This is a genomic window from Streptomyces sp. NPDC041135 (genome assembly GCF_055592085.1).
In genome coordinates this window covers 1-11,788 of the sequence record NZ_JBVIYZ010000055.1, presented here as the reverse complement: position 1 = coordinate 11,788, position 11,788 = coordinate 1, and the positions used below count along the sequence as shown (strand labels likewise).

The window sequence follows — 11,788 nt, the reverse complement described above, 5'->3', positions numbered from 1 at the left end:
ACCCGCTGAATACGAGGCCAACCACTACCTCGCCAACACGAAACCCCAGGTCACAACCACAATCTGAAGTCTCTACCGAACCCGGAACGGTTCAGATGCCGATCGAGCGAGGCAACGGTCTCAGCTCGCTCACCTGCGGGAAACACGAAAACAGTTCGCATGGGTCGGAGCGTAGGCAGTTCAGCTTCGTGACGACCATGGATTTCAGGGACGGTGCTGGTCCGTCGACGTAGTGGTGGTGCGGATGGCGACGTCGGCGAAGGTCGGCATGCCGAGATCGACTGTGGAGGGTCGGCGGGCTGCTTCGGCATCGAGCTGGTCCAGCTTGCCTTGCCGCGCCCGAGGTGAGCCGGTGAGCCCGTCTGCAAACAGTGGCGCGCCGTGCGGTGACTTCGTGGTCGGTCCCGCTGTGCGGCCTGGCGGCTGCCGACCGCACAGCGGGCTTGTGCGGTCAGGTCCGCCGGCGGAACCGGCCGCGACCCCGGTCCGGCTCGGGTCCGTCCTGCGGCTCCGGCGGCGCGGCGGCCTCCAGGCGGGCGGCTTCCTCGCAGGCGATGTCGTCGGCGCGGCACGAGCCACACACGGACTTGCTCCCGGCCCGTACGGCGGTCCGGTGCACGGTGATCTCCTCCCAGCGCTCGTCCGTAAACTTCCGCCCTCAGCGCTTGCACACCGGGCGCTGCGCCTCCCGCTGTGCGGCGCGGCGCTGCTTGTCCTCCGCGTTGGCGCGGGCGTCCTGGGCGCGGTAGAGGGCGTGGCCGTCGAGGTTGTCGAGCGCGGCCGTCAGCGTCTGCTCGCCGGTGTGTCCCAGCCGCCGCCACACCGCCGCATCGGCGCCGTGCTCCGTCAGTTGCTCCAGGGTGGTGACGTCGACGGGCACCGCCTGGCGGTAGTCCCGCGCGGTGACCGCCTTCGGGTAGAGGGTGTCGTACCGGCGCGGCGCCCAGTAGCGGCGGCCGGCCTCCTCCAGCACGGCGACCGTGTTGGCGACCTTCGCCTCGGTGGCGTCCGCGAACACGAACGCCACCGGGACCAGGCCCTCCCGGCCGGTCGGCGGATAGACCCGCCGCCACAGCCGCAGCTCGTGGTCGACGTGCTCGATCGCGTCCGGCCGGGAGCGGGCCAGCCCTCTGGAAGATCCCCAGCGCTTGCAGGAGCTCCCGCACCGTGGACGTCGGAACGAGAACTGAAACGCACGCTCCATGACGGCTGGCCAACGATAAGATAGCTCTGGGTCTTTGCCTCACAAACGACGTTTCGGCCATTGGACGGCAGAGGGCCGGCACGATCAGCAAGGACCTGGGCATGGTTGGCCGTCGAGCCAGGGGAAGGCAAGGGGGCTGCTACCCCATTCTAGAATTGAGAGAGGCGACATGGAATCAGACGGTCTTTTATCGACTGTCGTGGAAATTGTCACCAAGGCATCCGACAGCGCCGCTACCGGAATAGCGAGCGGCACGGCAGCCATAGTGGTCGATCTTGTTCGTCGAAGACTCATTCATTCTCAAGAGGGCCGCACTGCCCTGGCGCAGGTCGACGAAAGCCCGCAAGAGCCCGCGACCGTCGATTCACTGCGGTCGGTCCTGGCACGAGAGCTTGATGGCGATGGCGCCTTCCGGGCCCAACTAACCGCAGCCGTCGCTGGGCCCCCGCCGGCAGGCCAACCAAGCTCGATCGCGCACAGCGTGGTTCTGGGAAGCGGCAACAGGTTAGGTAGGAGTCAGATCTCCCTGGGCCCGACTGACGATCAACAACACACGCGCGGCCCGCACGTCTCTACTGGTGTCCGCAGTCGTACTGGCAGCGCTGTTGTCCTTCGTCGGCTACATGCTACTGAACTTGAACTCGTGATGTCGGCCGGGGCATCGGGTGGACTGCTCGTCGTCTGTCGGAGGTGATTGGTAGCCTCCCGGCAGGACTTCACACAGACCGAGGACGAGGAGCATGGGAGCGAAGACCGCAGTGCTGGCCTATGCAGACGATGCGATTGCCAACCTGCTCCAAGACGTATCAACGAGTGAGACCGACGGGGCTATGGCACTGGTTGCCCGGGTTCGCCCCGGTTACCGCGTAGACGCGGACGACGAAGAGGCTTGGGAACTGGCGGACGCGCTCTACCCGCCCGAGGGGACCGTCTGCGCGCTGTCGGCGTCGGGACTTGACCTGGTCTGCGACCAGGAGGTCATGCTCGACCGGCCCTCGGAACTTCCGCAGCACCTGGTCGCGGCCAGCCGGGGCCGTCGCCTCTATCTGCACGCTATGCACAGTGTCGTCGACTGGCTGGCCTTCGCAGTCTGGGACGACGGCAAACTCGTACGCTCACTGAGCCTGTCCCCGGACAGCGGCGTCATCGAGGACATCGGCGAACGGCTCCCGTTCGAGCTTCCGTACTGGGAGGGCCGGCACCCGGTGGAGCCCTTTCCACCCTTCGAGGACGAGGAGCCATACCCGCTGCCGTTCCATCCGCTGGAGCTGGGCGAGCGATCGCTGCTGGAGTTCTTCGGCTTCTACGTGGAAGGCTTCTCGGACGAGGAGGACGCCCCCGAGCCGGTGGTGGACATCTGGAGCGTTGAGCTGCATGGCTTCCGCGTGACGGCGATGTCGCAGGACGAGGCCGCGGACTGAGCAAGGCAGTCCTGGAAGCTCAGCCCAGTGGCGCCCAGACAGCCGTCAACCACCGTCGGCCGGTACTGGAGCGTCTTCAGTCGGCGCTTCACCGCCCGAGTGATCTCCGCGAGGTTGGCCGCGGCGAGGTTGCCGATGTCGCGCTTGACCAGTGACCAGATCCCTTCGGTGGGATTGAGATCAGGGGCATAGGTCGGCAACTGGAACACCGTGAGCCACTCGGAGTTTGCTTCGATGAACTCGCGTAGGGGTCTCGTCAGGTGCAGCCGGACGTTGTCCCAGACCAGCACAATTGGCCCACCGAGCTGGATGCGGGCCCGGATGATCAAGTCCCGGAAGTCGCGCCAGCCGAAGCCCTTCGGCTGGTCTTTGCGCCCGGTGTACTCCCGGACCGCGTAGAACAGCCGCGACCGCTGGCCCGGCTTGTAGCAGGTCAACCCGACCATCGACACCCGCCCGGACCCCCGGCCGCGCACCTTCACGACCGGCGTGCAGCCCCGACGCCCCCAAGTCCTCGCCCGCGGCGGAGTCAGCGACTGCCCGGCCTCGTCTTCGAAGACCAGCCAAGCCCCGCGCTCCGCCGCGATGGTCTTACCCGCGGCCAGGTCTCCTTCTTCCACACCTCCACAGCCGCGTCATCGCGCTCGATCGCCCGCCGGGCCGGCTGCTGCCAGCTCCAACCGTGCCGCTTCAGCAGCCGCCAGGTGCCCTCGACCGTGTAGGAGACCTGGAACAGCCGGCCAATCAGAGTCTTGATCCGTGCCAGCGTCCACCGCTGGTCCGCCCACCCGTGCGCCAGCGGACCACGCCCCAACTCCCTCTCCAGCCTAGCGATCTGGGCTTCACTGAGCCGAGGTCTTCCCGGTGACCCCTTCGACAGCAACCCGGCTTCGCCGCACTCGCGCCATGCCCGGCGCCACCGCTCGACCGACCGCTCGCTCACGCGCAGCGCGGTCGCGATCTCCGAGCTCTTCTGCCCCGCCTCGAAGCGCTCCAGGGTCTGGAGCCGTAACCGCTCCCGCCCAGCCCTCTCGGCGTCGGTCAGCCCTCCACCTTGCGCATACCTCACGCCCCCCAGGGCTACCGGTACCGAGTGCCGGCTGTCAGGCAAACGAACCGACATCACCCAATCAAGCTCAGTAGCCGACACCTTCTCCTCCGGCGAGTCAACCGACGTGAGTAACCAGGAAATTTGCAATCAGGCCACGCCGCTGCGGGCACAAGTGGCGGATACGGACACAGCGACATATGCCGCTCACATCGGTGAGTGGCGCAACGTTGTCGATCTGACCATGCGGGCAAGCGATGCACGCCTCGCCAACTATGGCAGATTTGCCGACCAGCACTATCGAAACCTCGGAAACTACTACATTCCGCTCAGCAATATCATCGATTACTCCTGCGGAGGCGACGCTAGCGGAATAACCGACGAGATGTCAGCGGCTCCGTGACCCGGACCTCGCACGCCTTTTCGATGTGAGAAGCGGAACACAGCGAAGCGGTCTGAGGTCGGTCACCGGCCGAGTTGCTGTGGCAGGGTGCCGACCGTGTAGGTGTCGTACATGTCGAGGACGTCCTCCTCGGCTTCCAGCCACACCTCCGGCGGCATCCGGCAGACCAGGGCGGTCAGCCGGGCGAGGGCGGTCAGCCCCGGCAGCCGGTCGGCCTCCTCGGTCAGCAGAGGCTCGATGCCGGGCCACTCGGCGGTCAGGGCGAGTAGGCAGTCGTGCCGGGCGCAATCTTCGTCGAGGGCCGGACGGTCGTCCGTGACGTGCCAGAGGCCCGCCGTCGGGACCGGCCGCAACGCGGCTACGAAGTGCCGCCGCAGTGCCGGGTCCGCGTCCGCCCACGAGGCGGGGAGGGCCAGGCCGGCCAGGGCCGCCACGGCCCTCTCCTCCGCCTCGGACAGTCGGTCCGGGGCGATACCCAGCGCGGTCAGCCCGTAGGGGGGCTCACCGTGCCAGTGCAGTAGGCAGAACACCTGCGGACCATGGGGCATAGGCACATCTCACTCGTCCCTTCAGGTAGTGCTTGTCGTAGTGGTAGACCGTGACAGGCGGGAGACCGACGCTACAGACTGCGAGGCGTGCGGGATCGGCCGGGGACCGTCCCCGCGGGCGCGGGGAGCACAACCGCATCTCCCGTTTGGCCGGCGGTGGTCGGCTGAGGCCGAGTGGTGGATGTGCAGGGCTCCTCTTGCGGCGCGCCGATGGCGGCGGAGTGGAACTGAGCGAGCTGCTCGAGCAGGCGCGCGTACGCCTGCGAGTGGGAGGCTTTCGGGGTGGGCTTATCAGCCCTCAAGACAGCCGGGGCGGTAGACCACCAGCCTTCGACCGCGAGTCCTACAAGCAGCGCAACACCGTCGAGGGATGCATCAACCGCCTCAAGCAGTGGCGCGGCAACGCCACCCGCTACGAGAAGACCGCCACCATCTACCCGGCCGGACTCCACATCGGCGCGGCGTGATCTTGAGGAGCAGCAGGAGCGGGGTCACGCGGCGTGACCGAGAGAGATCCGCTTCACCCTCTTGATGTGTCCTTCCTGCTGCATGCGGCCGAGCTGCTGCCTGGTGATCCTCAGGTGGACGACTATAGCCCGCTCTACGCGGCTGTGGCCCGGGTCAATGCCCGGGCGTTGGAGCGGGACATCTACGGGTCCTTGTATCTCCGGGCGGCCGCGCTGCTGCAGACGTTGGCGCGGTTGCCCTGTCTGGAGCACTCCAACGAAGCCTTTGCCTGGCACTCGGCGCAGGCGTACCTGGCTCTGAACGGGTGCCTGCTCGAGTATCCGTCGAAGGAGGCGGTCTCCTTGGTGCGGGACGCTGCTTCGGGCGCGTTGGGGGTCGGCCTGATTGGCCGTCAGCTGCGTGCGTGGAGCGCTTCCTGACGCCATGTCGGTTCGGCTTGGGACCGGGTTGTTGCAGGCGACGGGTCCGGCGGCTCTCCCGCAGCGGCCGGGGACTCACAGTGGCTGCGCGTGCCTGACCGGGGCGGCCGGACCGTCACTCCTTTCGGTTGCGCACTGCGAGCACGGTGCCCGCGAGGGCGGCGATGCCGCCGCCGATCATGGGCACAACGTGCATTGAGGCTTTGTAGTCCACGGCGTAGGACGACCGAGCGTCGGCACTCGCTTGGGCACCGCCAGGTCGACGGGGAGCAGGAAGCCGCGGGTGGGGTGACGGCAGGACCACTGCGGGCGGGTCACGCACAGCCTGCACCGCAGGTAGGGCTCGCGGCGGGCGGTGCCTTCCTCGCGCCGGCGGCGTGCTGGTGAGCCCGCACCGCCGTGGAGTCCACGGACACCTCCCAGTCGACACGGCCAGCGGCGTCCTCGGCGGCCTGCACCTTCGACAGCAGCATCTGCCAGGTCCCGTCCGCTGACCAGCGGCGATGGCGCTTGTAGACCGTCTCCCACGGGCCGAACCGCTCCGGAAGATCCCGCCACTGCACCCCCGTGCGGACCCGGTAGAGCACCCCGTTGATCACCCGGCGGTGATCGCTCCACCGGCCCCCACGTGCACCACCGCGAGGTAAGAACGACTCCAACCGCTCCCACTCCGCATTCGTCAGGTCTCCACGTCCCATGCAGCCAGCCTGCCCCCAACACCCCACCCCAGGAGGGAGATCCGAGAAACAGCGCCTAACGAGCTTGGACCAGGTCTTCTTCGCCTTCTTCACGTAGTTGCTCTTGCCGATGAACCAGGCGTCCGCCCCGGGCGGCACGTTGGGACGCCGCTCAACCCCGCAACATACGACTACGAGGGCGCGGTCCTGTTCGACGCCCACGCCTCCGCCCTGTGGGCCCGCTTCACCACCTACCTGCGCCGCGAACTCGCCCTCCAGCTCGGCACGACCCAGAAAGCCGCCCGCGCGGTCCTGCGGGTGTCCTTCGCGAAGGTCGCCGAGTACCAGCAGCGCGGCCTGGTCCACTTCCACGCCGTCATCCGACTCGACGGCCCCGACGGCCCCAGCCAGCCCCCACCGCCGTACGCCACCATCTCCGTGCTCACCGAGGCCGCCCGCGCCGCCGCACGGGTCCGCGTCATGATCGAGTCGGATGCGGTCGGGGAACGCGAACTCGGCTGGGGCGAACAGTTTGACGTGCGCGAGATCGCCTCCTTCGGCACTGACGCCGAATTCTGCGACCAGGCCGTGGCCGCCTACGCGGCGAAGTAAGCCACCAAGTCCGCCGACTCCTCCGGCACCCTCGACCACACCCTCCTCTGCCGCCCCTGCCAGGGATACGGCGCCACCGTGCTGCCCCACGGCACGCCTCTCCCGTGCACCGTGTGCGACGGGACCGGGCAGGCTCGCCCGCTGTCCCGGCTCGCCGTCACCCGGCATGTGCGACGGATGATCCGCACCTGCTGGGAGCTGGGCAGACTGTTGCCGGAGTTCGCCCACCTCAAGCTCCGGAAGTGGGCGCACATGCTCGGCTTCCGGGGCCATTTCTCCACCAAGTCCCGCAGCTACTCCACCACCCTCGGCGCGCTGCGCAACACCCGCCGCAGCTGGCGCACCGAACAGGCCCGTGCCCACGCCGGCCTACGCTGGGACTACCTCGGCACGGCTACAGCCCCGGCGCCGCCCTCCTCGCAGCCCACGTCTGGCATCGCAAGGAACTGGAACGGCAGTTCGCGGCCGAGGGGGGCTGTTAATGGCCTCGCCCTCACCCGCCACCCTCCACGCGGAGGTGGCCCCGGCGCTGAATCTGCTCACGGTGCCCCAGGTGATGGCCCGCCTCCAGCTCGGGCGCTCCGCCGTCTACGACCTGCTCCGCTCCGGCCAGCTCGCCTCGATCACCCTCGGCCGTGCCCGCCGCAACCCCACCCACACCCTCACCGACTTCATCCGCACTCGCCTGGAACAGGAAGCGGCCTGATGGCCAGGCCTCGCGACACCCCCGCCTCCCGCCGCGTCCGCGCCAACGGCGACGGAACCGTCTACCAGCGCAAGGACGGCCGCTGGGAAGCCGCCGGATACGTCCTTGCCCCCGGCAACACCCGCCGCCGCGTCCGCGTCTACGGCACCACCCGCAAGGACGCGCTGGCCAAGCTCACCGAGAAGGTCGCCGCCAGCAACCACGGTCTCCCCGTGGAAACCGTCGACCGTGAGGTTTCGCGTATCCAGCGTCTGGTGGAAAAAGCGTACAGCGGTCACCGGCACCGCTACGCCAGTGTCTGTTCGGAGACTCATTCCCGGGTGCAGATCGCCAGCGTCCACCCAGCGATGTGCGCTCGGTGACCAGAACGGGTGGTGTGCGGTCGCAATGACCTCGGACTCAGTACGACCCTTTGCTGTCCGTTACGAAGCGACCGTGCTGGTGGCAGTCCTCAACGAATGGCTGTGACCAGTGAGTTTTGCCGTCGATCTCAGTCTGTCGGTGTCGGCACGGCGCAGGCGTCAGCGATAGCCCGCGTGTCCCAGTAGAACGGACGAACCTCGGTGATCCGCCCGTCCTTGACGGTGATCGCTTGCAGAATGGGGAAGCTGAGTTCACGGCCCGTCACGCGAGCCCGAGCACGGACCTGTGTGAGCACGACCGCAGTCTCACCGGTGGCCAGGAACTCCTGTTCCACCATCTCGAACGACTCCCACACCTCTCCCATCATGAGGAAGAACTGCGTCATGCCGTTGTGCCCACGCCAAGTGCCTCCGTAGGGCAGGGCATCTGCTTGATGCAGCTCGACATCCGGCGCAAAGAAGGGGGCGAGGAGGTCGAACGAAGCCTCGCCAGGGCCTCGCGCCGCCAGATACTCCGCCTCAGCCGCATACATGCCCGTGAGAACTGTTGCTGACTCCGTAGTGGATGACATCGTCATGCCACCAGCGTGAGGACCAGAGCGGGACCTTGCTGGCGGCAATCAGACATCGTTGTACTGCACCGTCGGCACTTCCGCAACACGCCCTACTGTAAGAGGTCGTTTTCATCTTTCTTGCCTGTTTATAGACGGATTCCCGATGGGTGAGGATGTGACGCGAAAGAGGCAGCCGGTGTAGCTGGGGTCGATGAGTCCTGACGTGTGGCTGTTGGGGCGGAGTGCTGCTCGTTCCTGTCTCATCCCAGGATGCCCGGCTTCCCAGGCTGCGTGCTTCCGTCGTCATTGCCGTGCGCCTGGGCGCACTCGTTGAGCGGCGGTACGCCGGAGGCATGCCAAGTCGACGTCCCTGTCCAAGCGATCTGTCCGATGCCCGCTGGGAGTTGGTCGAGCCGGTCCTGGCGGCCTGGCGTTTCGAGCGCCGGGGCAGAGCTCTGGACTTCGGCCGGCCGCCCGAGCATGACCTGCGCGACATCATGGACGCGATCTTGTATGTGGACCGCACGGGCGTTCAGTGGCGCTACCTCCCGCACGACTTCCCGCACTGGAATACGGTCTACGGCTACTTCGCCAGGTGGCAGCAGGAAGGCGTATTCGCCCAGATCAACGGCCTACTCAGGCAACTCTTACGACAGAAGGAAGGCCGGGAGGCCGAACCGTCGGCCTGCGTGATCGACGCGCAGAGCGTGAAAACCTCCACCAACGTGCTCGCCACCAGCCAGGGCATCGATGCCGGCAAGAAGATCGTCGGACGGAAACGGAGCATCGTCACCGGCACCAAGGGCCTTGTGCTCGCCGTGCTGGTGACCGCGGCAAGCGTGCAGGACTCCATCGCCGGCACCCAGCTCCTGGACCAGGTCGCCGCTGCACATCCCAGCATCCGCAAAGCGTGGGTCGACGCCGGCTACCGCCAGCACCTCGTCGAGCACGCAGCCATCCTCGGCATCGACATGGAAATCACTCAACGCAAGCCCGGGAGCAGGGGATTCACCCCCATCCCGAAACGCTGGGCGGTCGAGCGGACCTACGGCTGGCTCATGCTCCACCGCCGACTGGCCCGCGACTACGAAACCCACCCGTACCGATCCGAAGCCATGATCCACGTCGCTATGACCGACCTCATGGCCCGCCGCCTCACCAGCGAGAACACCATCTCCTGGCGCGACCCCAAACCGCAGACCAAACAGCAGATTCCGGGATGAAACAACGGGAGAAAACGACCTCTAACCGTGTGGGGTCTCGGCTGCGTTGACCGTTTCGTGGCCTTCGCGACGTATCCGATCAGCCCCCCAGGCGCCGAGGGGCCCGAGCGCTTGATTGAGCATGCGCCCGTGCTCAGTCAGGGAGTACTCCACCCGCGGCGGTACCTCGGCATAAACCTTCCGGAGCACGAGACCGTCCACCTCCATCTCACGCAGGTGCTGCGTCAGCATCTTGTCGCTCACTCCTGGCAGACCGCGACGGAGCTCAGCGAAGCGGCGTACGCGGTGGGCGTCAAGTTCCCAGAGGATCAGCCCCTTCCACTTGCCGCTCACCACGTCGAGCGCGGCGTCGATGCCGCAGATGTAAGGCCCGCGTCTCGGCACCTTGGCCATCACTGATCTCCTTACGAAAAGGTAAGTACCGCAGAAACTAGTGGGTACTTCCGAGAGTAGTGGCCTTCTTCGAATATGGAGGGGTGAACGGACACCAGAACAGCACCGTCAGGCAAAAGAGCCCTGTCACCGTGATCGGGCTTGGCCCGATGGGCCAGGCAATGACACGCACCCTCCTCACCGCCGGCCACCCGGTCACCGTTTGGAACCGCACCGCCAGTCGAGCCGACGGCGTCGTCACCGACGGAGCAGCGCTCGCGGCGACACCCAGCGAGGCGGTCGAAGCGAGTGACCTCGTAATCCTCAGCCTCACCGACTACCAGGCGATGTACGACGTCCTCGACAGCGCCACCGAATCTCTCGCCGGCCGGACGCTGGTCAACCTGAGCTCTGACACTCCCGACCGCACACGAGAGGCGGCAGCCTGGGCAGCGGGCCACGACGCCACCTTCCTCACCGGAGGTGTCATGGTTCCCGCGCCGATGGTCGGCACGGAGGCAGCCTATGTCTACTACAGCGGCAGCGACGAGGTGATGGAGGGCCACCTGGCGACGTTGAAACTGCTCGGAACACCAAAGCATCTGGGTGCGGACCCGGGCCTCGCCCAGATGATGTATCAAGCCCAACTCGCGGTGTTCCTCACCACCCTGTCCGGACTGATGCACGCTACCGCGATGCTGGGCACCGCGGGAATGAAGGCCAAGCAAGCGCTGCCAGAGTTGCTCTCCTCCGCTGACTCGATTGGCGACATCCTGAGGGCTGGTGAAGAGAATCCCGGTGCCGCGCTTGATGCCGGCAAGCATCCCGGCGACCTCAGTACGGTCACCATGATGGGGGCGACGTCCGACCACATCGTCGAGACCAGCACGTCACTCGGCCTCGACCTCGCGCTCCCACTGGCCGTGCAGGCCCACTACCGGCAGGCGATCAAGGACGGACATGGCAGCGACAACTGGACTCGCATCATCGACAGCATCCGAGGACCGCGCTGACCAAACGCGGACCGGTAAACGCACGCTTCCTCGCCGTCGAAGCGCGTGGCGCCGGGGCCGTGATGGCGGACCGGACTGCATGGCGGATCTGCCGGGACAACCGCTGGTGGAGCGTGTTCGGCAAGAAGCGTGGCAAGGGCAAGAAGGCCGGCCCGCCGGTGCACGACGACCTAGACTGCCGTGACTTCACCGCGACCTGTGTGAACCGGCTATGGCTCGCCGACATCACCGAGCACGCCACCGGCGAAGGCAAGCTCTACCTCTGCGCGATCAAGGACGCCTTCAGCAACAGGATCATCGGCTACTCCACCGATGCGCGGATGAAGTCCTCGCCTGGCCTCCCGTTGCCGGACGAGGCCTGGGACCCGTCCGGGGCCCTGGACCCGTCCGGGGCGGCGGGCGCGGGCCGCCCGCACTCCCCCTCGCCGGGGAAAGCCGCGACGGCTACACCCGCGACGCCTTCCGCCACTGGAACGCCGGCGCCGACCCGGACGACGGCTGCAACACCCGCTGAGAAGCCATTTGCTCGGGAGTCCTCCACCACCCTCTACCGCCAAGCGGGCTGACCGCGAGCTCTGGACCGGCCGCTTGGCGGCGCCTCCTGAGCGGTGATGCTGGGGCGTTCGGTAGGGTTGCGAGGTGCTGGCTGTCTGGTCGGTGCCTTCCTGGGGGGGATGACGAGACGAGGAACATGCCGGAGCAAGCGAGCCCGCCTGTGATAGCACCGAGCGGGCCTGTGGCCGCGCCGGTCGAGGCTG

The 11,788-nt window shown here is 67.1% G+C and carries 12 protein-coding genes and 5 pseudogenes; 10 read left to right on the top strand and 7 right to left on the bottom strand.

All coding sequences use genetic code 11. The features are described 5' to 3' along the window. Positions 1–451: 451 nt before the first annotated feature. Together ACZ6CZ_RS36800 and ACZ6CZ_RS36795 are read right to left on the bottom strand one after the other, a co-directional pair. Entirely contained in the window at positions 452–619 is a 168-nt protein-coding gene (locus ACZ6CZ_RS36800) for a hypothetical protein (RefSeq protein WP_469030263.1), read from the bottom strand. 39 nt (positions 620–658) lie between these two features. After that, a complete protein-coding gene (locus ACZ6CZ_RS36795; protein WP_469030262.1) occupies positions 659–1,204 on the bottom strand; it encodes a hypothetical protein in 546 nt (181 codons plus the stop codon). A 740-nt stretch (positions 1,205–1,944) separates the two neighbouring features. Between ACZ6CZ_RS36795 and ACZ6CZ_RS36790 the strand changes: the two genes are divergently transcribed. Continuing rightward, complete coding sequence (locus ACZ6CZ_RS36790; RefSeq protein ID WP_469030259.1) at positions 1,945–2,625, top strand: DUF6928 family protein; 681 nt, start codon at positions 1,945–1,947, stop codon at positions 2,623–2,625. A 17-nt stretch (positions 2,626–2,642) separates the two neighbouring features. On the opposite strand, the pseudogene ACZ6CZ_RS36785 reads toward ACZ6CZ_RS36790, so the two are convergent. After that, positions 2,643–3,694 (bottom strand): annotated as a pseudogene (locus tag ACZ6CZ_RS36785) (IS630 family transposase); the annotation flags it as partial. A 106-nt stretch (positions 3,695–3,800) separates the two neighbouring features. Here ACZ6CZ_RS36785 and ACZ6CZ_RS36780 point away from each other — a divergent pair. Beyond that, the gene (locus ACZ6CZ_RS36780; protein ID WP_469030256.1) at positions 3,801–4,076 is read left to right on the top strand and encodes a hypothetical protein; all 276 of its coding nucleotides are present in this window, start codon (positions 3,801–3,803) and stop codon (positions 4,074–4,076) included. Between the two features lie 62 nt (positions 4,077–4,138). On the opposite strand, the gene ACZ6CZ_RS36775 is transcribed toward ACZ6CZ_RS36780, so the two are convergent. Further along, positions 4,139–4,624, bottom strand: a complete 486-nt coding sequence (locus ACZ6CZ_RS36775) for a hypothetical protein (RefSeq protein ID WP_469030254.1) — start codon at positions 4,622–4,624, stop codon at positions 4,139–4,141. A 221-nt stretch (positions 4,625–4,845) separates the two neighbouring features. On the opposite strand from ACZ6CZ_RS36775, the gene ACZ6CZ_RS36770 reads away from it, so the two are divergent. Both ACZ6CZ_RS36770 and ACZ6CZ_RS36765 read left to right on the top strand, forming a co-directional pair. Then, positions 4,846–5,091 carry a hypothetical protein gene (locus tag ACZ6CZ_RS36770; protein ID WP_469030251.1) on the top strand — a complete coding sequence of 82 codons (246 nt, stop codon included), beginning with the start codon at positions 4,846–4,848 and terminating at the stop codon, positions 5,089–5,091. A gap of 33 nt (positions 5,092–5,124) precedes the next feature. Continuing rightward, positions 5,125–5,511 (top strand): fic family toxin-antitoxin system, toxin component, encoded by a 387-nt coding sequence (locus ACZ6CZ_RS36765; RefSeq protein ID WP_469030248.1) that lies wholly within the window; start codon positions 5,125–5,127, stop codon positions 5,509–5,511. Positions 5,512–5,870: 359 nt separating this feature from the next. Here ACZ6CZ_RS36765 and ACZ6CZ_RS36760 read toward each other — a convergent pair. Next, positions 5,871–6,209, bottom strand: a pseudogene (locus ACZ6CZ_RS36760) (IS5 family transposase); the annotation flags it as partial. On the opposite strand from ACZ6CZ_RS36760, the pseudogene ACZ6CZ_RS36755 reads away from it, so the two are divergent. The 3 genes and pseudogenes from ACZ6CZ_RS36755 to ACZ6CZ_RS36745 all read left to right on the top strand — a co-directional run. After that, positions 6,186–7,106, top strand: a pseudogene (locus ACZ6CZ_RS36755) (replication initiator); the annotation flags it as partial. The pseudogenes ACZ6CZ_RS36760 and ACZ6CZ_RS36755 sit on opposite strands and share 24 nt — an antisense overlap. 175 nt (positions 7,107–7,281) lie before the next feature. Beyond that, positions 7,282–7,506: a helix-turn-helix domain-containing protein gene (locus ACZ6CZ_RS36750; protein ID WP_469030246.1), complete on the top strand. Its 225-nt coding sequence runs from the start codon at positions 7,282–7,284 to the stop codon at positions 7,504–7,506. Next, positions 7,506–7,745, top strand: a pseudogene (locus ACZ6CZ_RS36745) (site-specific integrase); the annotation flags it as partial. The gene ACZ6CZ_RS36750 and the pseudogene ACZ6CZ_RS36745, both read left to right, overlap by 1 nt. Positions 7,746–7,996: 251 nt before the next feature. On the opposite strand, the gene ACZ6CZ_RS36740 reads toward ACZ6CZ_RS36745, so the two are convergent. After that, entirely contained in the window at positions 7,997–8,446 is a 450-nt protein-coding gene (locus ACZ6CZ_RS36740) for a nuclear transport factor 2 family protein (RefSeq protein ID WP_469030243.1), read from the bottom strand. 329 nt (positions 8,447–8,775) lie between these two features. On the opposite strand from ACZ6CZ_RS36740, the gene ACZ6CZ_RS36735 reads away from it, so the two are divergent. Then, positions 8,776–9,645 carry an IS5 family transposase gene (locus tag ACZ6CZ_RS36735; protein ID WP_469030241.1) on the top strand — a complete coding sequence of 290 codons (870 nt, stop codon included), beginning with the start codon at positions 8,776–8,778 and terminating at the stop codon, positions 9,643–9,645. Between the two features lie 21 nt (positions 9,646–9,666). On the opposite strand, the gene ACZ6CZ_RS36730 is transcribed toward ACZ6CZ_RS36735, so the two are convergent. After that, positions 9,667–10,038 carry a winged helix-turn-helix transcriptional regulator gene (locus ACZ6CZ_RS36730; RefSeq protein WP_469030238.1) on the bottom strand — a complete coding sequence of 124 codons (372 nt, stop codon included), beginning with the start codon at positions 10,036–10,038 and terminating at the stop codon, positions 9,667–9,669. Positions 10,039–10,121: 83 nt separating this feature from the next. Between ACZ6CZ_RS36730 and ACZ6CZ_RS36725 the strand changes: the two genes are divergently transcribed. After that, a complete protein-coding gene (locus tag ACZ6CZ_RS36725; RefSeq protein ID WP_469030236.1) occupies positions 10,122–11,030 on the top strand; it encodes an NAD(P)-dependent oxidoreductase in 909 nt (302 codons plus the stop codon). Positions 11,031–11,053: 23 nt separating this feature from the next. Continuing rightward, a pseudogene (locus ACZ6CZ_RS36720) lies at positions 11,054–11,362 on the top strand (IS3 family transposase); the annotation flags it as partial. Positions 11,363–11,788 lie beyond the last annotated feature (426 nt).

What these genes read in the sequence shown, in the direction of transcription:
- ACZ6CZ_RS36795 (WP_469030262.1), bottom strand. Translation starts at nt 1,204, where the DNA reads ATGGAGCGTGCGTTTCAGTTCTCGTTCCGACGTCCACGGTGCGGGAGC.
- ACZ6CZ_RS36790 (WP_469030259.1), top strand. Translation starts at nt 1,945, where the DNA reads ATGGGAGCGAAGACCGCAGTGCTGGCCTATGCAGACGATGCGATTGCC.
- ACZ6CZ_RS36775 (WP_469030254.1), bottom strand. Translation starts at nt 4,624, where the DNA reads ATGCCCCATGGTCCGCAGGTGTTCTGCCTACTGCACTGGCACGGTGAG.
- ACZ6CZ_RS36750 (WP_469030246.1), top strand. Translation starts at nt 7,282, where the DNA reads ATGGCCTCGCCCTCACCCGCCACCCTCCACGCGGAGGTGGCCCCGGCG.
- ACZ6CZ_RS36740 (WP_469030243.1), bottom strand. Translation starts at nt 8,446, where the DNA reads ATGACGATGTCATCCACTACGGAGTCAGCAACAGTTCTCACGGGCATG.
- ACZ6CZ_RS36735 (WP_469030241.1), top strand. Translation starts at nt 8,776, where the DNA reads ATGCCAAGTCGACGTCCCTGTCCAAGCGATCTGTCCGATGCCCGCTGG.
- ACZ6CZ_RS36730 (WP_469030238.1), bottom strand. Translation starts at nt 10,038, where the DNA reads ATGGCCAAGGTGCCGAGACGCGGGCCTTACATCTGCGGCATCGACGCC.